The sequence below is a fragment of the Kitasatospora sp. NPDC088351 genome (assembly GCF_040685575.1).
Taxonomy (GTDB): Bacteria; Actinomycetota; Actinomycetes; order Streptomycetales; family Streptomycetaceae; genus Kitasatospora.
Map to the genome: position 1 here is coordinate 1 of NZ_JBFBIL010000070.1, position 22,547 is coordinate 22,547.

Annotated in this window: 20 protein-coding genes; 9 read left to right on the plus strand and 11 right to left on the minus strand. The window is 73.9% G+C overall.

The window, feature by feature from the left end; translation table 11 throughout:
- Positions 1–63: 63 nt before the first annotated feature.
- From AB0P06_RS32155 to AB0P06_RS32185, 7 genes are all read right to left on the minus strand, one after another.
- A complete protein-coding gene (locus AB0P06_RS32155; protein WP_363613631.1) occupies positions 64–429 on the minus strand; it encodes a hypothetical protein in 366 nt (121 codons plus the stop codon).
- Between the two features lie 112 nt (positions 430–541).
- The gene (locus AB0P06_RS32160) at positions 542–1,891 is read right to left on the minus strand and encodes an aldehyde dehydrogenase family protein (RefSeq protein ID WP_363613633.1); all 1,350 of its coding nucleotides are present in this window, start codon (positions 1,889–1,891) and stop codon (positions 542–544) included.
- A 21-nt stretch (positions 1,892–1,912) separates the two neighbouring features.
- Positions 1,913–3,652 carry an asparagine synthase C-terminal domain-containing protein gene (locus tag AB0P06_RS32165; RefSeq protein WP_363613635.1) on the minus strand — a complete coding sequence of 580 codons (1,740 nt, stop codon included), beginning with the start codon at positions 3,650–3,652 and terminating at the stop codon, positions 1,913–1,915.
- Positions 3,653–3,712: 60 nt separating this feature from the next.
- Positions 3,713–4,300 (minus strand): hypothetical protein, encoded by a 588-nt coding sequence (locus AB0P06_RS32170; protein WP_363613637.1) that lies wholly within the window; start codon positions 4,298–4,300, stop codon positions 3,713–3,715.
- A gap of 41 nt (positions 4,301–4,341) precedes the next feature.
- Positions 4,342–5,268 carry a hypothetical protein gene (locus tag AB0P06_RS32175; protein ID WP_363613639.1) on the minus strand — a complete coding sequence of 309 codons (927 nt, stop codon included), beginning with the start codon at positions 5,266–5,268 and terminating at the stop codon, positions 4,342–4,344.
- Positions 5,265–6,368, minus strand: coding sequence for a hypothetical protein (locus AB0P06_RS32180; protein ID WP_363613641.1), 1,104 nt, complete (start codon positions 6,366–6,368; stop codon positions 5,265–5,267). The genes AB0P06_RS32175 and AB0P06_RS32180 overlap by 4 nt, the downstream gene beginning before the upstream one ends.
- On the minus strand, positions 6,365–7,033 hold the full coding sequence (locus AB0P06_RS32185) for a cupin domain-containing protein (RefSeq protein ID WP_363613643.1): 669 nt from the start codon (positions 7,031–7,033) through the stop codon (positions 6,365–6,367). Before AB0P06_RS32185 ends, AB0P06_RS32180 begins: the two co-directional genes overlap by 4 nt.
- A gap of 464 nt (positions 7,034–7,497) precedes the next feature.
- On the opposite strand from AB0P06_RS32185, the gene AB0P06_RS32190 reads away from it, so the two are divergent.
- On the plus strand, positions 7,498–8,469 hold the full coding sequence (locus tag AB0P06_RS32190) for a polysaccharide deacetylase family protein (protein ID WP_363613645.1): 972 nt from the start codon (positions 7,498–7,500) through the stop codon (positions 8,467–8,469).
- 41 nt (positions 8,470–8,510) lie between these two features.
- Here AB0P06_RS32190 and AB0P06_RS32195 read toward each other — a convergent pair whose 3' ends face one another.
- Together AB0P06_RS32195 and AB0P06_RS32200 are read right to left on the minus strand one after the other, a co-directional pair.
- Positions 8,511–8,957 (minus strand): nitroreductase family deazaflavin-dependent oxidoreductase, encoded by a 447-nt coding sequence (locus AB0P06_RS32195; RefSeq protein WP_363613647.1) that lies wholly within the window; start codon positions 8,955–8,957, stop codon positions 8,511–8,513.
- Positions 8,958–9,114: 157 nt separating this feature from the next.
- Entirely contained in the window at positions 9,115–10,221 is a 1,107-nt protein-coding gene (locus tag AB0P06_RS32200; RefSeq protein ID WP_363613649.1) for a hypothetical protein, read from the minus strand.
- A gap of 531 nt (positions 10,222–10,752) precedes the next feature.
- Here AB0P06_RS32200 and AB0P06_RS32205 point away from each other — a divergent pair.
- The 4 genes from AB0P06_RS32205 (at position 10,753) to AB0P06_RS32220 (ending at position 15,764) form a co-directional block, all read left to right on the plus strand.
- Entirely contained in the window at positions 10,753–11,223 is a 471-nt protein-coding gene (locus AB0P06_RS32205; protein WP_363613651.1) for a hypothetical protein, read from the plus strand.
- A gap of 107 nt (positions 11,224–11,330) precedes the next feature.
- Positions 11,331–12,743 (plus strand): hypothetical protein, encoded by a 1,413-nt coding sequence (locus tag AB0P06_RS32210; RefSeq protein WP_363613653.1) that lies wholly within the window; start codon positions 11,331–11,333, stop codon positions 12,741–12,743.
- 262 nt (positions 12,744–13,005) lie between these two features.
- Positions 13,006–14,124: an MFS transporter gene (locus AB0P06_RS32215; RefSeq protein WP_363613691.1), complete on the plus strand. Its 1,119-nt coding sequence runs from the start codon at positions 13,006–13,008 to the stop codon at positions 14,122–14,124.
- A gap of 176 nt (positions 14,125–14,300) precedes the next feature.
- Positions 14,301–15,764 carry a glutamate synthase subunit beta gene (locus AB0P06_RS32220; protein ID WP_363613655.1) on the plus strand — a complete coding sequence of 488 codons (1,464 nt, stop codon included), beginning with the start codon at positions 14,301–14,303 and terminating at the stop codon, positions 15,762–15,764.
- A gap of 84 nt (positions 15,765–15,848) precedes the next feature.
- Here the strand turns inward: AB0P06_RS32220 and AB0P06_RS32225 are convergent, their stop codons facing one another.
- A complete protein-coding gene (locus AB0P06_RS32225) occupies positions 15,849–16,223 on the minus strand; it encodes a hypothetical protein (RefSeq protein ID WP_363613657.1) in 375 nt (124 codons plus the stop codon).
- Between the two features lie 356 nt (positions 16,224–16,579).
- Here AB0P06_RS32225 and AB0P06_RS32230 point away from each other — a divergent pair, with 356 nt between their 5' ends.
- On the plus strand, positions 16,580–16,981 hold the full coding sequence (locus AB0P06_RS32230) for a hypothetical protein (protein WP_363613659.1): 402 nt from the start codon (positions 16,580–16,582) through the stop codon (positions 16,979–16,981).
- A gap of 90 nt (positions 16,982–17,071) precedes the next feature.
- Here AB0P06_RS32230 and AB0P06_RS32235 read toward each other — a convergent pair whose 3' ends face one another.
- Positions 17,072–18,727: a cytochrome bc complex cytochrome b subunit gene (locus AB0P06_RS32235; RefSeq protein ID WP_363613661.1), complete on the minus strand. Its 1,656-nt coding sequence runs from the start codon at positions 18,725–18,727 to the stop codon at positions 17,072–17,074.
- 389 nt (positions 18,728–19,116) lie between these two features.
- Between AB0P06_RS32235 and AB0P06_RS32240 the strand changes: the two genes are divergently transcribed.
- From AB0P06_RS32240 to AB0P06_RS32250, 3 genes are all read left to right on the plus strand, one after another.
- The gene (locus AB0P06_RS32240; RefSeq protein WP_363613663.1) at positions 19,117–19,476 is read left to right on the plus strand and encodes a hypothetical protein; all 360 of its coding nucleotides are present in this window, start codon (positions 19,117–19,119) and stop codon (positions 19,474–19,476) included.
- A gap of 116 nt (positions 19,477–19,592) precedes the next feature.
- Positions 19,593–21,035, plus strand: a complete 1,443-nt coding sequence (locus AB0P06_RS32245) for a WGR domain-containing protein (protein ID WP_363613665.1) — start codon at positions 19,593–19,595, stop codon at positions 21,033–21,035.
- Positions 21,036–21,434: 399 nt separating this feature from the next.
- Positions 21,435–22,490, plus strand: a complete 1,056-nt coding sequence (locus tag AB0P06_RS32250; RefSeq protein ID WP_363613667.1) for a hydrogenase expression protein HypE — start codon at positions 21,435–21,437, stop codon at positions 22,488–22,490.
- Positions 22,491–22,547: the final 57 nt, after the last annotated feature.

Sequence of the window (22,547 nt, forward strand, 5' to 3'; positions counted from 1 at the left end):
GCACGTCGCGCAGGCCGCCGTGATCGTCCGGCAGGATCGTACGGAGGACCAGCGCCTGGTCGCCTATGTGGTGCCCGTCACCGGGGAGGAGCTCCTGAAGACGGCGCCGAGGACGACCAGCAGCGCCGCCGCCGGCGCCAGCGAGACCAGCGCGCGCCCCTGGCGCAGCAGATAGGAGGCCGGCCACTGGAGCAGGATCAGCACCGGGGCGGCGAGCAGGGCGTAGTCGGCCACGGCCAGATGGGTCATCGTCGACGGGCAGGCGCCGGGCCCGTAGCACGGGTCCGTGGACGTCTCCGCGAGACCTCGCAGAGCGGTGACGAGCGGCAGGCAGAGCCCGGTCGCCAGAGTGGAGATCAGCGGGCCCTTCCACCAGTTGCCCCGGGCGGGCGCGCTGGAAGGGGCCGACCGGATCGCGGATTCGTTCATGGCCCGATCCTCCCCGCCCCGGCCACCTCGCGGACAGTGGACGGATACTCAACCGTGAGTGTCCGGCGTACTCAGCCCCGGCCGGTGACGTGCGCCGACCGCCGGGAAGCCGTCAGAGCCGGGCGGTCACCGTCTTGGGGCGCTGGTACTCCTGGAGGGCGAGGGCACTGAGGTCGGTGCCGTGGCCGGAGGCGCCGCGACCGCCGTGCGGGAGTTCGGCGGTCTGGGCGAGATGGCAGTTGATCCAGGTCTCACCGGCGTCGAGGCGGGCGGTGAGGTCGAGGGCGGTGCCGAGGTCCCGGGTCCAGACGCTGGCGCCGAGGGCCTGCGGGACGCCGTTGGCGAGGGCGAGCGCCTCGTCGGGGGTGGCGGCGCGCTGGACGGTCAGGAGCGGTCCGAAGACCTCCGCCAGTACGGCGGGGTCGTCCTGCGGCAGGTCGGCGAGCAGGCGGGCGGGGCGCCAGAGGCCGTCGGTGCGGCCGGGGGCGGCGATCGAGCGCCCGGCGGCGGTGGCGGCCAGCAGCCGGTCGTAACGGGCGGCCTGGTCGGGGTTGTTGAGCGGGCCGAAGTCGCGGCCGGACCGGCGCCCGGCCAGGGCGGTGGTGAGCGCGGCGATCACCTGCTCGTGGTTCTCGTCCAGGGTGATCACCCGGGCTGGGGCGGCGCAGCTCTGGCCGGCGTTGTAGGTGCAGGCCTCGGCGAGGGCGGACCAGGTGTGCGCGGGGGCGTCGGGCAGGACGAGGACGGGGCTGTTGCCGCCGAGCTCCAGGCTGATCCGGCGGTGGCCGGCCCGGGCGGCGATGTCGGCGCCGGCGGCCGCGCTGCCGGTGAAGGCGATCATGTCGATGTCGCTGGTGACCAGCAGCCGCCCGGTCTCCCGGTCGCCCGCGAGCGCGGTCAGGACGCCGTCGCCGAGGGCCTGCGCGGCGTGCTCGGCGAGCAGGGCGACGGAGTCGGGGGTGGTCTCGGCGGGCTTGACGACCACGGTGTTCCCGGCGGCCAGGGCCGGGGCGCAGCGCCAGGCGGCCATCAGCAGCGGGTAGTTCCAGGGGACGATCGCGCCCACCACGCCGATCGGCTCCCACCGCACCCAGCTCTCGTGACCGGGCAGGTAGCGGCCGGCGGCGGGTGCGGTGCCCGTCCTGGCGGCGCCGGCGGAGAACCGCAGAAGGTCCGCGACCTGCCGGATCTCCCCGCTGGCCTCGGCGGCCGGCTTGCCGGTGCCGGCCTGTTCCAGCGCGGTGTACTCGGCGAGGTGGTGTTCGACGAGGTCGGCGAGCGCGTCGAGCCGGCGCTCGCGCTCGCGCGGGGTGAGCGCGCGCCAGCGCGTCGCGGCGGCCCGCGCGGTGGCGGCGGCCCCGGCGACGCGTTCGGCGCGGGCGGGGCTCAGCGTGCCGCGGGTGCGGCCGGTCCGGGGGTCGATCAGGTCGAGGCCGGCCGGGGCCGGGTCGAGCGGGTCCATGGGGGGCCTTTCACGAGGGGCTCAGAGGTCGTAGGAGCGCAGCCAGAGTTCGAGGGTGAGGACGAGCCAGAGCTTGCCGCCCTGGCGCGGCAGCAGGGTGCCCTCGCGGCGCATCCAGGTACGGACGGTGTCGGGTCGGACGAGGCCGCGCTCGCGGGCCTGGCGGCCGAGCAGCAGCTCGCCGGAGAGGTCGCGCAGCGGGCCGCGCAGCCACTGCTGGACGGGCACCCGCATCCCGCTCTTGGGGCGGTCGGTGACGGTGTCCGGCAGCAGGTCGCGGACGGCCTCCTTGAGTACCCACTTCTCCACCGTGCCGTGCAGTTTGAGCGTCGGCGGGGTGGCGAAGGCATGGTCGATCACCTGCCGGTCGAAGAGCGGGGAGCGGCCCTGGACGCCCTGGGAGGCGGTGAGCCGCTCGACCTTGGTGAGGATGTGGTGGGCGCCCTTGGTCCGCAGGTTGCAGTGGAGCAGCTGGTTGAGCAGCGCGTGCATCGGACCGGGCGTCAGATAGGGCGCGACGAAGCGGCGGGGCGCGGGCTCGGCCTCCAGCGCCCGCAGCGCGGCCGGGGTGAGCAGCCGGGGCAGGTCCTCGTAGCACTTGCGGTAGGAGCGCAGGTACGCCTCGGCCCGGGCCTCGGGCGCGGGGTCGTCGCGGTGCATCTCGTGGACCAGCATCGGCAGGTTCTTCGGCCCGCCGAAGACGGGGTCGCCGCCCTCGCCGTTGAGCGAGACCCGGATGCCGTCGCCGGCGACCGCCTCGGCGAGCATCAGGTTGGGGACGGTCAGCGGGTCCCCGACCGGGCTGTCCAGCAGGGCGACGGTGTCGGCGAGCCGGGCGGCGACCTCGGCGCCGGAGACGGTGAGCACCCGGTGGTCCGTCCCGCAGTGCCGGGCGACCAGGCCGGAGTAGCCCAGCTCGTCGGGGAGTTCGTCGCCGAAGCTGATCGAGTAGGTGCGTACGGGGTGGCTGTGCAGCCGGGCGGCCAGGGCGGTGACGAGCGAGCTGTCGACGCCGCCGGAGAGCAGCACCGCCACGTCCTCGCCGCCCGGCAGCCGGCGCGCGGTGGCCTGTTCCAGGAGAAGGCGCAGCTGCCGGGCGTACTCGGCGGGCGGCGGGGTGTCGCCCGGCGCGGGGAGGAGTTCGGCGGGTTCCCAGTATTCCTCCTGGTGGACCGAGCCGTCCGCGGTGAGCCGCAGGATCCGCCCGGGCAGCGCCTCGTGGACGCCGCGCAGCAGGGTCTCCTCGCCGGGCAGGTAGGCGAAGGTGAGGAAGGAGCGGACGGCGGCCAGGTTGACGCCGGTCCCGAGCGCCGGCCAGTGCCGCAGCGAGCGCAGCGAGGTGGACGCGGCCCAGCAGCCGTCGGCGCGGGCGTAGAAGACCGTCCGGGCGCCGACGTGGTCGCGGATCAGCACCAGGTCGGCGCCGTCCACCACGGCCAGGACGAACAGGCCGTCGGCCTGCCGGACACCGTCGGCGCCGAGCCGCCGCCAGAGCCGGAGCAGCAGTTCGCCGTCCGGGCAGCCGTCGGGTGCGGGGGCGCCGGCGTCGGCGAGGGCGGTGAGCAGCCCGGTCCGGTTGTGCAGGGTGACCTCGCCGACGGCGGTGACGCCGTCGAGGGTGAACGGGCCGGTGGCGAAGCCGGGTTCGCCCGGGATCAGGGCGGTCAGGGCCGACGGGTCCGGTGCGGTGCCGGCGAGTGCGGCGAGCTGGGCGCGGGCCCGGTCGGCGTCCGGTCCGGCGCAGGCGCAGCAGCGAGCCATGGTGGGGTGCCTTTCGATGGAGGGGTTCGGCGGGGCGCGGCCGGTTCAGCCGAAGCCGGTTCAGCCGAAGTCGTCGCCGTCCCAGGCGTCGTCGCCGGAGCCGTCCCAGTCGCCCCCGAAATCACCGTCGGGGCCGTCGCCGTTCCCACCGTCCCCGCCGTCGCCGGAGCCGTCGGCACCGTGGTCCGAACCGTACGACGCGCTGCCGCCGCTGCCTCCACCGGAGTCGGCGGACTGGGCGCGGGCCTGCTGCCGCAACTGCTCCTCCTCGTCCTCGCCCAGCTCCAGCGGCGGGAACTGCGAGACGGCGACGGCGGCGGCACCGGCCACACCGAGCGCGCCGAGCACCACGCCGAGCCGGCCGCGGAACGCGGTGCGGTTGACGGTGACCAGTTCGCCGCGGGCCCAGACGGTGCGGCCGTAGCCGATGTCCCGGCCGTAGGAGACGGTGTCGTCGACGTGGGTGCGCTTGACCAGGTCCGTGCCGAGGCGTTCGTCGGTGCCGGCGTCGCCCCGGTTGTCGTGCCAGTGCACGAGGCCGCCGGCGCCGCGCCGACGCCACTCGTTGCGGCCGTCCTCGTAGCGGCGGTGCACCGTGCCGTCGGCCAGCAGTTCGTCGCGGTAGCCGATGTGGCGTGGCTGCGTCATCGTCGGGAGTCCTCAAGCATCGGGGGCCTTCGGGCGGAGGGTCAGGCGGTCGGCCAGGTCAGGAAGCCGGTGTCGCGCACGGTGCGCACGCGCCGGTGGAGCGGGGCCCGGTGGGGGCGGCCGTGGTTGCCCCGGACCTGGCGGATCACGGTGTGCAGCAGCCGGGCGGGGCCGACGGCGGCCAGCTCGACGGTCCGGCCGCTGCCGAGCCAGGCGCGTTCCTCCGGCCGCAGCCCGGCGGGCAGCGGGCCCCGGTACGGGTGCGGGCCGCGTCCGGAGGTGAGGTGGAGGGTGGTGGCGTGCCGGGGGACCAGACCCATCGACCGCACCCGCGGACCGGAGCGGGTGCCGCCGTACGCCTGGCTGATCCGCTCGAAGCAGGCGAGCCCGGCCGGGCTGGCGTCGTGCAGGACGTGCAGCACGGCGCCGCCGTCCCGTTCCAGGCCGGCCATCAGCCGTGGGTCGAGCGGGAGTTCGGCGGCGGCGACGATCGGGCAGGCGGCCTCCAGATGCAGGTCGTTGGCGATCAGCATCGCGGTGATCTCCCGGCTCTGGCAGACCAGCAGCCGTGGCAGCCCGTAGTCGTAGAGGTCGCTCTCCGCGGCCGGGCGCGCGCCCGGGGCCGCCGGTGGCAGGGGCGGCAGCAGGCCAGGAAGTCCGTCGCGCCGCCCCGCCAGCGCCTCGGCGAAGCGCGCGTAGCGGACTGGGGGCGCGAGGGTGTACGGGATCCGGCGCGGCCCGGCGTGCAGCGGCTGGAGCACCCGGCACACCTCGTAGTACAGCTGACGCTCGGTGTACCGCAGCCCGCCGGGCGCCTCGGCCCGGGCGGCGGCGACGGTGAGCGCGCCGTCGAGCAGCGGCCGTCGGCGCGGTGACCGGGGCGCCCCGGACGGTGCCGGAACGGACGGTGCCGGGACGGACGACGGCGGGACGGACGACGGCGGGACGGACGACGGCGGGGTGGTCACGCGGTGGTCTCCTGGTGGGGTTCGGGCCAGGTGAGGAAGCCGACGGCGAGGGCACGGCGCCGGGTCTCGGCCGGCTCCTCCGGGCGCTCCGGCACCGCCGGCCGCTTCACCAGCGCGACGGGGACGGGCGGTTCGAGCACCCGCTCGGCGGCCCGGACGGCGAGGGACATCAGCCGCTTGGGCGGGACGGCCACCAGCGGGCTCCACCAGCCCTCGGCGAACCAGGCCAGCTCCGCCGGGGTCAGACCGGGCACCTGCGCGGCCGGCCCGGCCTGGAGTTCGGCGGACCGGTCCGGGTCGCGCAGGTGCAGGAACCGGCTCTCGGCGGCCAGGACCGCCCGGACCGGGATGCCCGCGTCCAGGACCCGGCGGCCGGGCCGGGCGGCGCGGACACCGGCGACCAGCAGGCAGCCCTGGGGCGAGGCGTCGTGCAGGACGACGACGGGCAGGCCGTCGGGTATCGCGCGCGGGTCGGCGACCAGCAGCGCGCGGTGGCGGCGCGGGTAGTCGTTGGCGTGCAGGAAGGTGGTGACGGTGCGGTCCGGGCAGAGCAGGGCGAACGCCGGGTCGGCCACCTGTGGGCCGGGCCGGACGGCGTTGTCCTCGACCAGCCCGGCGGGCAGCACCCCGTAGACCGTCTTCCACCGCAGGACCACGGTGGCGGCGAAGCCCCCGGGGCGCCAGCGCGGGGTGATCGGGCGCGGCGGTGCGGGGACGTCGGAGAGCACCACCTGGCGCAGCGCGAGCCCCAGCAGGCCGACCCCCACCAGGGCGGCCGGCGCGATCAGCGCGCCGTTCAGCGCGAGGGCGGCGACCAGCGCCCCGACCCCGAGCACGCCGAGGCAGCCCGCGCCGCCCTTCGAGCCCCGGTGCTCCTGCTCCGGTCGGCCGCGGCGTTCGATCGCGTATCCCAGCTGCTCGACGGTGCAGAACAGCCTGCCCCCGTCGGTCAGTCTGTCGGCCACGCGGCGGATCCGGACGTCGTGCAGGCCCGGGCCCTCCTCCTTGGGGTCCAGCGCGAAGTCCTTGTTGCAGTACGAGCAGCGGTGCCGGGAGCGTTGCCGCTGCAGCAGGTTCCGGTCGCAGTGCGGGCAGATCATCTCGGGGTCTCCAGCGTGGCGGCGAAACGGCGCAGCCGGGCGGCCAGCCGCTCTCTCGCGCTGACCGTACCCACGCTCTGGTTCCGCTCCACTTCCCTGAGCGCGCCGGCCAGTTGGTCGTCCTCGCGGCGTTCGGCCTCGGCCGCGGTGATCGCGTAGTCCTCGTGGTCGATGCCGAACCCGGTGTTGGCGGCCAGGATGTTGAGCGGCCCGGCGCCCCGGTTGGCGAAGGAGTGCGGCATCAGTTCGGGGATCCGGATGAGCAGCCCGGGCGTCAGCGGGACGTCCACCACCCGGCGGCGCTCGGCGTCGTACAGCCCGCAGGAGGCGTGGCCGAGGCTGAGCACCAGGTGCTCGCCGCCGTGGGCGTGCGGGGTGAACGCGCTGTGCGGGGCGACGATACCGAGCTTGTAGGTGGCGTTGGACGGCCGCTCGGGCGAGGTCTTGGCGTCACCGACCAGGTAGTGGGCGAACTGGCCGTCGTCGATGAACCGCAGCAGTTCCTCGCCCGCCGGGCCGTGCCGTCCGTCCGGGCCCAGCTCCCGGGCGCCGTCCCGGTCGGCGATCAGCACCCGGCCGTCCGGCCGCAGCTGGTAGAGGTCCACTCCGGCCGGCAGCGGCCGGGCGAGCCGTTCCAGCCCGCGCAGCCCGGATCGTATGGACATCGGCCACCCCGTCCCGCCTCGTGTTCACGTGGCATCATCCCCGGTGACGCCCACCGCCAGGTACGCGGTTCCCTTGCCCGCAGGCGGTGTTGTGGATCTTAGGCGGGTGAGATGAACGGCAGGGGGCGGGCGGGTTCGGCCCAGGTGGCCGGCTCGGCGGGCCCCTCTTCCGACCGCATGCGGACGGCCCCGTTCGCCACGGGCGGCGTCAGGCACTTGGCCGCGGCCGAGTGCGGGGGGCGGCGGCCCGTTCTAGGTTGACGGCCATGGGCAGAAGCAGGAGGTCGTGGCCGCTGGTCCTGGGGGTGTGCGCGGCGCTCCTGCCGCCCGCCTCCGGGCCGGCCTCCACCGGTGCGGGAGGGCCGCCGAACCGTGAGGGCGCTTCGCGGGTGGCGGGGCCACCGGCCGCGGAGCCGGCTCCCACCGGAGCGGAGGGGCCGCCGGAGCACGAGACCGTGCCGCCGGTGCCGCCCGCGCCGGAGATGGAGCCGGACTGCGCACGGCTGGCCTGTGTGGCGCTGACCTTCGACGACGGCCCGTCACCGGCCAGCGAGGCCCTGCTCGACGACCTCGACGCCGCCCAGGTGAAAGCGACCTTCTTCGTGGTGGGTGAGCAGGTGGGCTCGTGGCCCGGGTCGTTGCGGCGCGCGGCGGCCGAAGGCCATGCCATCGGCAACCACAGCTTCACCCATCCCGCCCTCGGCACGGCGACGCCCGCGCAGGTGCGGGACGAGCTCACCGGCGGTGAGGACGCGATCGAGGAGGTCACCGGCGTACGTCCGGCCCTGGTGCGGCCTCCGTTCGGCTCCTACAACGCCGCGGTCCGGTCCTTCGGCCGGGCGCTCGTGCTCTGGGACGTCGACACGGGGGACTGGGACCATCACGACCCCGCACAGGTCCTCGACCGTGTCGAGGACGGCGTGCGGCCGGGATCGATCGTCCTGATGCACGACGCCGAGGAGCAGCGGCAGACGCTCGCGGTGGTTCCACAGCTCATCCGGAACCTGCGCGACGCCGGCTACACCCTCGTCACCGTCCCCGAACTCCTCGTCCCGGCCGTGCCCACCCCCGGCACCGCCTACCGCAACCGGGACTCCGCCATCCGCCCCGTCGACCACCCCCGGCCCTGGGACACCGAGCCGCCGAGCGCCGACGAGGACACCGACACCGCCGTTGCCGGCACCGTCCTGTGGCGCTACCCCACGGGCGCTCCCACCGGGCCGGCCGAGGCCGAGAACGTGGAGGAGGGACTGCGTCCCGGCGAGTGCCGCAACACCTTGCCGCCACTCGCCGAGGACACACCCGCCTTCGCCCTGCGCAACGTCACCGGCCACGCCGTCGAGATCCACGACCGGCCCGACTGCGGTCACCTGACAGTCGTCCTCACACCGGGCGGCGAAGGCCACGACGTGCTGCGCAGCTTCAGGGTCCGCTGAGAACCGTGCGGGCGACGGCCCGGGAGGCCCGCGGGCCCCGGTCAGTGCTCGCCGGGCGTCCGCTCCAGGACGAAGAGCGGGATCACCCGGTCGGTCTTCTCCTGGTAGGCGGCGTAGTCGGGAAACGCCTGTACGGCACGGTCCCACCAGAGCGACTTCTCGTCTCCGGTGACCTCCCGTGCCGTCATGTCGAGCCGCACCCGCCCGTCCTGGAGTTCCACCCGGGGGTCGGCCACGACGTTGTGGTACCAGAGCGGGTGCCTGGGCGCACCGCCCAGCGAGGCGACCACCGCGTAGGCGCCCTGGTGCTCGACCCTCATGAGCGGGGTCTTGCGGAGCTTTCCGGACTTCGCACCCCGGGTCGTGAGGATGATGACGGGCATGCCCCGCATCGTCGCTCCGTCCACACCCCCGGAGGACTCGTACTGCTCGACCTGCTCACGTACCCACGATTCGGGGCTCGGCTCGTACTCACCCTGAAGAGGCATGTCATTCCATCCCGTCGTCAACTCGCGGCGTGCTGAACGCAGCCGGCACCGTCAGGCACCATGATTGACCACCGACAGCCCGGTCGACGGTATCTACGGGAATCCCGGCGGAGTCGGCCGCCTCGGGGGACGGCCGACGGCCGCCGTTCGCCGGGGATCAGAACGCGGAGGTGTACGCCGTGAGGAACGGAGCCGCGACGGGGGCGCCGCCGGGGTCGAAGCAGATGGGGTTGAGCCGTACGGTGCTGCCGCTGCGCGCCCAGGGCAGGGCCAGTCCGCACCAGCCGGGGCCGGGTCCGTAGGCCGTGGTCTGCGCGGTGTCCGGGGGAACGGCCACCGACGGCATGGTGACGGTGAACGGGACCGAGCCGGTGAGCGTGTTGGTGGCGCCGCTGGAGTTGAAGTCGGTCAGCGGCGGCACCGACCCGTTGAACCAGAGGTGACCGAACGACTTCGGCGGGAACACCGGCCCGTGCAGCGCCCGCTGGACGGAGTAGCTCAGCGTCCACTGGGTGTCGTAGGGGGCGTTGGCCGCGTCGAAGCAGGTGACCACGAAGGTCTGGCCCGTCGCGGCCGGTGCCCAGTCGGCCACCTTGCAGCGTGCCCCCTGGACCGCGTCCACCGCCGTGACCTGGACGTTCCCGGCGTTGGTGGACAGCCCCAGACCGGGCAGCCAGGCCTTCCACACACCGGTCGAGCCGTGGCCCACCGTGTTCGCGGCCCCGGTGGAGTTGTACTGGCTGATCAGGGCGCCGCTGACGGCCGAGTAGAGGTAGCCGTAGCCGCCACCGGACGGCGAGGGCGTCCCGCTGCTGGTGGTGTAGAGCACCGTGAACGGGGAGTTGTCCGGTGTGCCGGTGGGCTTGTAGCAGGCCACCGAGACGTCCTGCCGGCTGCCCACGGTGGCCCAGCCGGTGATCTGGCACCAGGTGCCCGTCCGGTTGACGGCGGTGGCGTGGGCGATCCCGCCGGGCCCGCCGATCAGCGGGAAGTGCACGGTGTACGCGCCGAGACCGACCTGGTCGACCTTGACCGGGTTGGTGGACGGCGAGGTCCAGCTGCCCCACTGGCGGGTGGGATCGGGGACGTACCCGGGCGGCGGGGTCGGGTTGTCGAGGAACGCGAAGCCCCAGCGGTCGGGCACGGCGGCCTGGGCCGGTGCCGCCGTCGGCACGGCGGCGGCCAGCAGAGCCGCCAGCATGGCCAGGACGGCGAGGACGGTACGGACGGGTCTGATCCGCGGTGCGGCGGTGCGAGCGTGCATGGGCGTACCCCCTGGTGGTGAGGACGGGTGCCTGCGCGGTTCGGAGTGCGCTGCGAGGCCCGTTCCGAGGCCTCGGGGCGGACCGGTGGCCGGTCGGACGGTCCGGTGCGGTGAGGCCCCGGTGGTGTCCGACGGCGGTCGGCCGCTGCGGCGGGGGTCAGGCCCGACGGTGCCTCACATGGTAGGAGGGCGCCGCCCGACGGCACAGACCTCCGGCATGAACCGGCGGGTGCGTTGTCGGCCGATCGTGGCACCGCCCCACCGGTCTCCGGAGGCACGGCACCACGCCCGTCCCCGTCCGCGGTCGAGCCGGATCCGCTCCCGCGCCGACGGACGGTGCCCCGCCGCCACACCTCTCCTCCGCCGTCCCAGCCGTGCCCGGGCGACGGTCGGCGGCCGATGGCCGGAAGAGCCCTTGCCGCCGCGACAGCCCCGACGCCCGCCACGTCCACCCGGCTCAGCCCGGCCCGGCGGAGGTCGCGGTCGAGGACCGGTGCGTGCGGTCCGGGCCGGTGGATCGTTGGTCAGGGCATGGTGAGCGGAGCGGGCGGTGGCGCGGAACGGGCGCCGATGGTGTGGGCGTTGGCGGTGCACCCGGCGGAGGTGGGGCCGCCGTTCGCGGAGGCGATCGTGGAGGTCGGTCCGCAGCTGTACGGAGACCTGGTGGAGGACGTGGTGAACAGCGGGTTCGTGCTCGCGGCGGGGGATCCACCGGCGACCACCGGGACGGTGGAGGTCGGCGGCGACCGCCTGGTGCGGCTGGTGCTGGTGGGAGGCCGTCAGGTGTGGGAGCCGGCCTCGCCGGTCCTGGTCTCGTCCGGCTGGCTGTCGGCCGCGCGGGGCCGGGCCGGGGTGGTCGTGATCGTGGTGCCGCCCGGCACCTGGCCGGCCGGCCTGATGGATCTGCCCCTACAGGACCGGATCGACGCCTTCACCCGGAGCCTGGAGGAGGCCCGCGCGGCGGGCCGGTTGCTGCACGGACTGGTCGGCCTCGAAGCCTGACCAGCTGCGGAGCGTTCCGGGCGGCCCGCGCGGACGCCGGGTCAGCAGCCGGAGCCGGCCGCCCTACGGCTCCGCCCGTGGGGCGGCCACCGCCGCGTGCCCGGGCCATGCACGGAAACCGGCTTGCAGACAAGGCCCACGACACGATTTGCTGTACCTCTGACCTGACCTGGTCCTCTTGCCGCTCCGGTCCGACCCGGACGCGCTGTTCTCGGGAGAGTCGCATCAACACCGTCATACGCCGTCGTACCCGCCGCGCCGTACTCGCTGCCTCGGTCACCGCCACGGTCCTGGCCGGGGGCCTCACCGCCTGTGGCACCGTCAAGGAGCTCAACGCCGCGGACAAGGTCTCCAAGGCGTTCCAGAAGATCGGGGACCGCAAGGCCTTCAAGGCCGAGCTGTCCGTCCAGGCCAGCGCCGATCAGCTGATCGCCTTCGGCAAGGCGGTCGAGGACCCGATCGAGCCAGACACCGCCCGCGCGGTGTCCGACCTGACTCTCTCCGTGTCGATGAGCGCCGACAAGCCGCTCAAGGATGTCGGAGCGCTCAAGAAGGGTTCCGCGGAGACCAACTCGACGGCCGACTTCCAGGGCCTCGACCTCGCCTACGTGCTGGCTTCGAAGAAGGGCCAGACGTACGCCGACGTCCGCGTCGTCGACTCCAAGTTCTACCTCAAGGTCGACATCAAGGGCATCGCGGAGCTGGCCGGTGAGGACGCGACGGCGGTCACCCGGTTCGCCGCCGAACTGCCGCCCGAGGCCAAGGTCATCAAGGACGTGGTCGACGGCAAGTGGGTGTCCCTCGACACCAAGCAGCTGGAGCAGTTCGGCAAGGACGCCCAGAAGGGCGCCGGTTCGGCGGCCCGGCCCTCGGCCGCGCCGACGCTGGACGAGCAGACCTCCCGCAACCTGATCAACTCCGTGAAGGACGTGCTGACCAAGAACGTCTCCTTCGAGGACAAGGGCAAGCAGGACGGCGCCGACCGGATCCGCGTCTCCGCCCCGACCCGCGGCCTGCTCGACGGCCTGCTCCAGGCCGTGCGACCGCTCGCCAAGGACCTGCCGCAGCTCTCGCCGCTGCCCTCCACGCTCCCCTCCGACGTGCCCGACCGGCAGATCGGCGTCGACCTCGCGATCAAGAACGGCGCGATCTCCTCGGCCACCTTCGACCTGGCCCAGCTGACGGAGAAGGCCGGCCCCGACGTCCACCTCCCGGTGCGGCTCTCGCTGAGTGACGACGTCGAAGCTCTCAAGGCGCCTTCCGGGGCCACCGAGATCACCGACGCGGACTTCAAGTCCTTCGGTGAGCTGCTGACCGCCCAGGTCCTCGGAGCGGGTGCCGGGGCGGGTGCCGGAACTGGCGCCGGTGCCGGGGCCGGGGCCGGCTCCACGCCGGCCGCCCCGCTCACCGACGCTCAGCTGGGCGAGCTCGCCGCGGCGGGCATGGACGCCGAGCAGGCCAAGGCGATGAACAAGCTCGGCTTCAGCTTCGAGGAGCTCAAGGAGCTGGCCGCCGTCTGACGGCCCACCACTCGACCGGCGCGGCCCCGTGCTTCTCCTTCCGGAGGGCGCGGGGCCGCGCCGCTTGGTGTGAGCACCCGGGAGGCGCGTTCCGGCTCGGGCCGGGGACCGCTCCCGGACGCCCGGTCACCTGGCTGCCACGGGCGGGTCGCCCCGCCCGCGAGGGCCTGCCTACCGTGGGCGGATGAGCGAGCGTCAGGCGGGCAGGCCGGTTCTCCGGCGGGCGGGCTGTCTCGGGGCCGCCGGCGCCTTCGCCGTCTGCATGGCCGGTACCACGCTGCCGACCCCTCTCTACGGCCTCTACCAGCAGCAGCTGGGCTTCTCCGAGCTGATCGTCACGGTCGTGTTCGCGATCTACGCCCTCGGTGTGATCGGTGTGCTGCTGTCGCTGGGCAGCGTCTCCGACAGCGTCGGGCGCCGGCCGGTGCTGCTGTGCGGCCTCGGCCTGGCGGCGCTCAGCGCGCTCTGCTTCCTGTTCGAGGGCGGGCTGCCGCTGCTCTGTCTGGGCCGGCTGCTGTCCGGCCTGTCGGCCGGGCTGTTCACCGGCACCGCCACCGCGTACGTGCTGGAACTCGCCCCGCCGGGCCACGAGGGCCGGGCCGCGTTCGCCTCGACCGCGGCGAACATGGGCGGGCTCGGCTGCGGCCCACTGCTGGCGGGGCTGCTCGCCCAGTACGCGCCGGAGCCGCTGCGGCTTCCCTTCGTGGTGCACCTGGTGCTCGTCGCCGTGTCGTTCGCGGTGACCTGGTGCCTGCCGGAGACGGTGCGCCCGGCGCGGCCGCTCGCCGCCGCGCGGCCCCGGCTGCTTCGTCTGCCCCCGGAGACGCGCGGGGTGTTCGTCCCGGCCGGGATCGCCGGGTTCGTCGGCTTCTCCCTGCTGGGCGTCTTCACCTCCGTCACACCGGCCTTTCTGGCGGAGCGCCTCGGTGTGCACAACCACGCGGTGGTCGGGCTGGTGGTCTTCCTGGCCTTCTTCGGTTCCACGATCGGTCAGTTGCTGGGCGCCCGGCTGGATCCGGTCCGGGCGCTCCCGCTGGGCTGTCTGGTCCTGGTCGTCGGGCTGGCGCTGATGGCCGGTTCGCTGGCCTGGACGTCGCTGCCGGCGCTGGTACTGAGCGCGCTGATCGGCGGCGCCGGCCAGGGTCTGGCACTGCGTGGCGCGGTGGCCGTGGTCGCCCGCGCGGCTCCTGTGGCGCACCGCGGTGCCGTGCTGTCCTCGCTCTTCGTGGTCGCCTATCTCGGCATCTCCATCCCGGTCATCGGCATCGGTGTGCTGACCGGCCCGCTCGGCCTGGCGGAGGCCGGGCTGGTCTTCATCGCCTGCGCGGTGCCGCTGGCCGGAGCCGCCGGCCTCCACCTGTCCCGCCACCCGGCCCGGTGACCGGGAGGCCGCCGGCCCGGCCGCCCGCTGCGCCGCTCCGCCATGCCGTTGCCGCCGTACGATCCGTAGGCGTACGGTGGCCACACGGTGGCGTTCAGGCCGACGGCGCGCCCGCCAACGCGCGACATGACGGCGGTGCCACCGCCTCGCGTTGGCACGCACTGCCGGAGAGCGCGATGGCAGATCCGATGGCTTTTTTCACCACCCCCCGCCGGCCCCGTGAGCGGAGGGCTCCGCAGGAGCGGCTGGGAGACTGGCGCGAGGTCCACCAGGTGGGAGCGAAGCTCCCGGTGGTGGGCGAGCAGGCCGCCCGTTGCATGGACTGCGGCCTGCCCTTCTGCCACGCCGCCTGCCCGTTGGGCAACCTCATCCCGGACTGGAACACGCTGGTCTCCCACGACGACTGGCAGGCCGCCGCCGAGCGCCTGCTGGCGACCAACAACTTCCCCGAGTTCACCGGCCGGCTCTGCCCCGCCCCCTGCGAGAGCGCCTGCGTCCTGGCCATCGACACCGAGGCCGTGACGATCAAGAACGTGGAGCTGGAGATCGCCGACCGGGCCTGGGCGCTGGGGTACGACCAGCCGTGCCCGCCGGATCGGCCGACCGGCCGGCGGGTGGCCGTCATCGGCTCGGGCCCGGCCGGCCTGGCCGCCGCCCAGCAGCTGACCCGCGCGGGGCACGCCACCACGGTGTACGAACGCGCCGACCGGATCGGCGGGCTGTTGCGCTACGGCATCCCCCCGTTCCGGCTGGAGAAGCACCGGCTGGACCGGCGGATCGACCAGATGCGGGCGGAGGGCACCAGCTTCCGCGCCGGGGTCGAGGTGGGCCGCGACCTGGCCGCGGACGAACTGCGCGCCCAGTACGACGCGCTGGTGGTCGCGGTCGGTGCCACGGCCTTCCGGGATCTTCCGGTGCCCGGCTGCCGACTGGCCGGCGTGCACCAGGCGATGACCTATCTGACCCTCGCCAACCGGGTCGACGAGGGCGACTTCCCGGCGTCCCCGGTGTCCGCCGAGGGCCGCAGCGTGGTGATCGTCGGGGGCGGCGACACCGCCGCCGACTGCCTGGGGACGGCCCTGCGGCAGCGTGCGGCGGCCGTCACCCAATTCGACATCAACCCCCGGCCGCCCGAGCGACGGTCCGCCGACCAGCCCTGGCCGGTGCACCCCAAGGTGTACCGGGTGACCAGCTCGCACGAGGAGGCCGGCGGAGCGGCCACCGAACCCAGGGTGTTCGCGGCGACCGCGGTCGGGTTCGAGGCGGGCGCGGGCGGGAGCCTGGCGGCCGTCCGGTTCGCGGAGGCGCGGCCGGGTGACCGCAGCCCCCGGCCGGGGACCGAGCGGATCGTCCCGGCCGAGCTGGCACTGCTGGCCCTGGGTTTCTCGGGCCCGGAGCGGGACGCGGCGCTGACCGGACAGCTCGGCCTCGCGGTCGATCCACGGGGAAACCTCGCCCGGGACGACGGTTTCGCGACCGCGGTGGACGGGGTGTTCGTCGCGGGGGACGCGGGGCGCGGGCAGTCCCTGATCGTCTGGGCGATCGCCGAGGGCCGGGCCGTGGCCGCCGCGGTGGACCGCTACCTGCGCGGCGGCACCGAGCTGCCCGCACCGGTCGCGCCGTCCGACCGCAGCTGGTAGAGCTCGCGCCCCGGGCGAACACTGTGCCCGCTCGGCCGGAGGCACCCCCCGCTGGTCTGCCACGCCCTCACCGTCATCCCGCCCTCACCTCTCGGGCCGGCCGTCCCGGCCCGCCGCCGGCGTGCGCTGCGGGCCGACGGCGCTCTGCCCCTCCCGGTCGGCGAAGGCCGGGGCGAGCGTGCTCAGGTCGAGCAGCAGGCCGAGGACGTCGTGCGCGTTGGCGGCGAGCCGCCGGGACTGGTCGGCCGCTTCGCCGGTGGTCCTGCCGAGCACCCGGGCGCTGACGGCGTCGATCAGCTGGTGGGTGCTCTCCGCCACCCGGCGTACCAGCCGGTCGAACTCCTCGTGATCGGCCGGCCGCTCGACCGGCGGCCCGCACACCGACACCGCGGCCGCCGCCTCTGCGACCGCGGGCGGGCGTTGCTCGCCCGCCTCACTGAACCGACCGGTGTCGGACATGACTGACCTCCTGCTTCGCACCCGGACGAACCGGCCCGGCGACCGGATGGAGCGCCGCCGCGGTTGCCGATGGTACACGGCCGTGCGCGGAGCGTGTCCAGCGGTTTTCGCCGAACCGCTCCGCCCCGAAGGGGTGGTCCCGCGGTGCCGCCCCCGGTCGGTCAGTCGCCGTCCGCCCGGTCCGCCCGCCCGGCGAGTCGGCCACCCTCCCCACTCGGTCACTGGTAGTAGTTGCGTGGTTGCGGTGTGAACTCCCGTCGGGGTGTCCGGCGGGAGCGTCGGCCGCCCCGACTCGACAGATGCGCACCGCCGCGCAGTGCTCGCCGCGGTGCCCGGGTGTTGGACAAGGAGCGGTCATGGGTGGCAGACAGCGTCCGCCGAGAGCGCGGAGCCCTCGGCCGGGCAAGGAGGCCGGGGCCGGTGCCCGGGTCGACTCGCGGGTGGAGATCGCGCGACTCGAGGGCTATCTGGCCTGGGAGGCGGAGGTGGCGGCGGCCGAACGGGACGCGCAGGCCTTCGCGGCCCGGTTCCCCTGGCTGTCGCCCGGCGAACGGGAGAGCCTCGAACAGGCCTACGCGGCCGACCGGCTGCGCTATGCCGAGGAGGTGGTCGACCGGGCGGTCGAACGGTGCCGTCAGCTCGCGGCCCGTTACCGCAGTGAGTGCCGGCGGATCTGTTCGCGCTGGGCGGCCGTCTGCCTCTCGGTGGCGCTCGCGGCGGCCCTGCTCGCCGTCGTCCCCGCCGCCCTGCGCGGCTGATCCGCGCCGACGCGGCAGCGAAGGGGCCCGCCACACGCCGGAGCGTGTGGCGGGCCCCATCGCCGTGCCGGCCCCGGGGGCCGGCGGCGATCAGTGGTGGCCGTGGCCGCTGCTGATCTCCTGGTGCTCCTCGGCGGTGGGCTTGGGGATCTGGCTGCCCTTGCCGTAGAAGCCGCGCGAGAGCTTCGCCCGGGTGCGCGCGAGCAGGCCGACCTTGCGGACCACCCCGTTCTCGTCCACCTTGGCCGGCAGGTCGACGGGCTCCGGCTGGTCGTGCGCGGTGAGGGTGTACAGCCGGCCCGGCGGGAGCGGGGTGTGCACCTCGACGTACTCGCCGTGCGGCAGTCGCTTGATGACGCCGCTCTCCCGGCCGTGCAGCACCTTCTCCTTGTCCCGGCGCTGGAGGCCGAGGCACCAGCGCTTGGTGATCACGAACACCACCACCGGTGCCACGAAGAAGCCGATCCGCACGGCGTTGGTGATCGCGTTGATCGACAGGTGGAAGTGGGTGGCGAGCAGGTCGTTGCCACCACCGGCCAGGAGGACCAGGTAGAGGCTGATCCAGGCCGCGCCGAAGCCCGTTCGGACGGGCGCGTTGCGCGGCCGGTCGGCGATGTGGTGCTCACGCTTGTCGCCGGTGACCCAGGCCTCCAGGAACGGGTAGCTCCAGATGACGAGCAGGACGGTCGGGAAGACCAGCAGCGGGACGAGCACCCCCATGTTCAGGGTGTGGCCGCCCCAGACGCCGATCTCCCAGCCCGGCATGATCCGGACCAGGCCCTCGGAGAAGCCCATGTACCAGTCCGGCTGGGCGTCGGTGGAGACCTGGTCCGGCCGGTACGGGCCGTACGCCCAGATCGGGTTGACGGTGGCGATCGCCGCCATCGCGGAGACGACGCCGAAGACCAGGAAGAAGAAGCCGCCGGCCTTGGCCATGTAGACCGGCATCAGCGGCATGCCGACCACGTTCTCCTGGGTGCGGCCGGGTCCGGCGAACTGGGTGTGCTTGTGATAGAAGACGAGCATCAGATGGGCTGCCAGCAGGCCCAGCATGATCCCGGGGATCAGCAGGATGTGCACGGTGAACAGTCGCGGCACGATGTCCGTACCCGGGAACTGCCCGCCGAACATGAACATCTGAAGGTAGGTGCCGACCAGCGGCACCGCCAGCACCGCGCCCTCCATGAACCGGATGCCGGTGCCGGAGAGCAGGTCGTCGGGCAGCGAGTAGCCCATGAAGCCGTCGAACATGCCGAGGATGAGCAGCAGCGCGCCGAAGATCCAGTTGATCTCGCGGGGCTTGCGGAACGCGCCGGTGAAGAAGACGCGCATCATGTGCACGAACATGCCGGCGACGAACACGATCGCGGCCCAGTGGTGGATCTGCCGCATCAGCAGACCGCCGCGGACCTCGAAGCTGATGTCGATCGTCGAGGCGTACGCCTCGGACATCTGGATGCCCCTGAGCGGGATGTACGACCCGTCGTAGATGGTCTCGGCCATGCTGGGCTTGAAGAAGAAGGTCAGCCAGACGCCCGTCAGGATGATGATGACGAAGGTGTACAGGCAGATCTCGCCCAGCATGAAGGACCAGTGGTCCGGGAAGATCTTGCGCAGGTTGGACCTGGACAGGGTGTAGATGCCCAGCCGTCCGTCGGTCCAGTCGGCGAGGGCCTCGGCCTTGTTCGCGGGTGCCGCGCGTGTGCTGGTGACCGGTCCCGGGCGCGACTGCTGGTCGGTTCTCACGACGGGCTCCCCGGCGTCCGCTGCGTGTCGCCCGGCAAGCCCACCTGCGGAGCTGCCGGCCGGCCAAGTGATGTGATCATGGGACCTCTCGATACGGGTTCGCCGGGTTCGCCGGCACGCGGGTCCGCCGACCCGCTGGCCCCGTTGCTCAAAGTGATGGATCGCTTACTCTGCCATGCTGTCGGCAGGGGGCCGACTGTGCACGTCCATCGGCGCGTCCGGCCGGTCGTGTCGGGGCGGAACGGGCGCGCCGACGGGGAGGGAACGGCCGGTGAACGCCCGCCCGCAAGGCCGGAAGTGGTGCGCCCGAGTGCTGTTGGCGGGGTGGTGAACCGTTTCGGCGCGCGCCGTGCGCCGGGCCGCCGACGTCCCCGGCCTACGCTGCGCCAATGGTGGATCACCGTGAACTCTTCGAGGACGTGACCGCGACCCTGGCCGGAGCCGGGTTCGACACCGCGCGGGGGCCTTCCGGCCTGAGGGTCGGCCACTGGCCGCAGGGCGTGGTCGTCGGCTGGCCCTCCCGGGAGGAGCCCGCCGCCGGGGAGGACCCTCCGGCGAGGCTGCCCGCCGAGGGCATCCGAGCGGCCGTCAGCGGGGCCGTCGCCGCGGTGCTGCGGGAGTCCGGCTACCGGGTGGCGGACGCCGGCGGCGACGCGGTGCTGGTGACGGCCGGCCCGGAACGGGCCGCCGCCGAGCCGGCGGACCCGCAGGGGGAGACCGCCTCCGGGCCCGAGCAGTGGTGGGGCTGAGGCCCGGCCGGCTGCCGGGGTGTCAGTGGCGGCGCCTAGATTGAGGGACTGTCGGCGGGCACCGCCCGCCGCGATCACCTCCACCGCTTCGCCGCCGCCCGGAAGGGGCCTTCGCCATGCCAGCTGCCTTCGTCGAAGAGCAGGTCACCTACCTGGAACTGTCCGAGGACTCGGGTGGCGCGCACAAGTTCTACGAGGTGCGGACGGCCGGTGCGGCCGTGACCGTCACCTACGGGCGGATAGGGGAGTCCGGGCAGACGAAGACGACCTCCTACCCGACGGCGGAGAAGGCGGCGGCCGCGGCCGCGAAGAAGCTCGGGGAAAAGGTCCGCAAGGGCTACGCCCCGGCCGTGCGCGGCGTGCGCCAGCGGCGGGCGGTCACCCGGCGGGCGATCGTCAGCAGTGGTTCCACGGCCCGTCAGGCGCCGGTGCTCTGGCGGTTCCGCTCGGGCGCGGCGGCGTTCGGGATCTTCGTCGGCGAGGAGCGCGCCTGGGTCGGCAACGAGCGCGGCGACGTCTTCACGCTGACCCACGACGGCCAGGTCACCGGCCGTTACGGGCTTCCGGACGGCGTGAAGTGCATCGTCGCCGACGACTGGTGGATCTACGCGGGCTGCGACGACGGCAAGGTCTACGACCTGGGCGGAAAGGTGCCCCGGGTGGCCTACGAGATCGCCGAGGACGTCGACATCTACTGGCTGGACATCCACGACGGCGTGCTCGGTGTGGCCGACGCGCGCGGCGGGATCACCACGGTCGACCACGAGGACGAGTTCCAGTGGCGCCGCAAGGCCGACGGCCAGGCCGGCTGGATGGTGCGCTGCGACGCCGACGGCGTCTACCACGGGCACTCGCGGGGGGTCGCGCGCTACGCCGCGCGCGGCGGCGAGCCGCTCTGGCACACCGCGACGGAGGGCGGGGTGCTGTTCGGCTGGCAGGAGCGCGACGAGGTCTTCGCCGGCACCTCGCGCGGCTGGGTGCACCGGCTGAACAAGGCGGACGGCTCCGAGTCGGCCCGCTACCGCTGCGACGCCGCCGTGTTCTCCTGTGCCGCCTCGCCCGACGGCCGGTTCGTGTTCGCCGGGGACAACCACTCCTCGGTGTACTGCTTCGCGGCGGACGGCACCCGCCTCTGGAAGCTGGGAACGGGCTGCGGCTCGGCCTACAGCATGCAGTACCGCGACGAGCGGCTGTACATCGTCACCACCGATGGCTCGCTGGCCTGCCTGGACGCCTCCGAGCAGGCGGTCCGGGCGGCGGAGGACGGCCGGGTACCGCTGGCGGCGGAGGTCAACGGCTCGTCCTGGGCGGCCGTGACACCCGGCGCCGAGGTGGAGGTCGTCACGGCCGGCTCCGCGACCGGGATCGAGGTGGAGTGCGTGCAGGAGGGCGGCCGGCTGCGCGTCCGGGTGGTGTCGCCGGGGTTCGACGCGAGCCGGCGGGTGCAGTTCCCGAAGGACATCCGGGTGGCGGGGGCCCGCTACCTGGTCGCGGAGGTGCTGGCGTCGGGCGGCGGCGGCTTCTACCGCGTCCGCGGCGACATCAAGCGGCTTCTGTAGCCGCCGGGACCGCGTGGAGTCACGGTCGCCGCGGCGAACCGATCAGCGGGGTGCGCGCCGGCGCGGCGGGCACCACGGGCACCACGGGATCGCAGCCCGTGCCGTACGGGCCGCCGCCCGGGTGGAGGGAGCCGGGCGGCGGCCCCGCCGTCGGTTTTCCACCGAACGGACGCTGTCGCCCGGCCGGGGAAGGGACCGGCCGGGCGACAGCGTCCGTTCGGCGTCTCCCGGGGGTGTGGCCGGGCGAGGGCCCCGGAGGTCGACCCGAACGGCCGCCCCGGTCTGCCGCCTTCGGGGCGACCGGGTCGGCCCTGCGGAACGGCGGAGCCGCCGCAGGGCTGTTATGACTCTCGTGGGTGGCATTTGTGCCGCTCATCCCGTTTACGAGGAGGCATCCTCATGGGTGCTGCGACAACGAGCGCCACCGAGACCGACGTGGTGCACATTCTCTGGATCAACGCGGGGCTCAGCTGCGACGGCGACTCGGTCGCGCTGACCGCCGCGATGCAGCCGAGCATCGAGGAGATCGTCACCGGAGCCCTGCCCGGTCTGCCGAAGATCGCCGTGCACTGGCCGCTGATCGACTTCGAGTGCGGCCCGGTGCAGGGCGCGGACAACTTCGTCGAGTGGTTCTTCAAGGCCGACCGCGGTGAACTCGACCCGTTCGTGCTGGTCATCGAGGGGTCCATCCCCAACGAGACGATCAAGCCGGAGGGGTACTGGTGCGGCTTCGGCGACGACCCGGAGACCGGCCAGCCGATCACCACCAGCGAATGGCTGGACCGGCTCGCCCCGAAGGCCACGGCGGTCGTCGCCATCGGCACCTGTGCGACCTACGGCGGCATCCACGCCATGGCCGGCAACCCCACCGGTGCGATGGGCGTGCCCGACTACCTGGGCTGGGACTGGAAGTCCAAGGCCGGCCTGCCCATCGTCTGTGTGCCGGGCTGCCCCATCCAGCCCGACAACTTCGCCGAGACCCTGACCTACCTGCTCTACCAGCTGGCGGGCTCGGCGCCGATGATCCCGCTGGACGACAAGCTGCGCCCGACCTGGCTCTTCGGCGCCACCGTGCACGAGGGCTGCGACCGCGGCGGCTACTACGAGCAGGGCCAGTTCGCCACCGAGTACGGCGCGCCCGAGTGCCTGGTCCGGCTCGGCTGCTGGGGTCCGGTGGTCAAGTGCAACGTTCCCAAACGGGGCTGGATCAACGGCGTCGGCGGCTGTCCCAACGTGGGCGGCATCTGTATCGCCTGCACGATGCCGGGCTTCCCGGACAAGTTCATGCCGTTCATGGACCCGCCGCCCGGCTCCCACGTGTCGAGCAACGCCAGCTCCGCGTACGGCGCGGTGATCCGGCGGCTGCGCTCGATCACGGCGAACACGCTCGACAAGGAACCCAAGTGGCGCCACTCCGGCCGCCGGCTGACGACCGGCTACCGGGCCCCGTGGTGACCCGGCGGGCCGCGCCGAGGGCGCGGCCCGCCTTCGCTGACCTCCCCTACGCAGAAG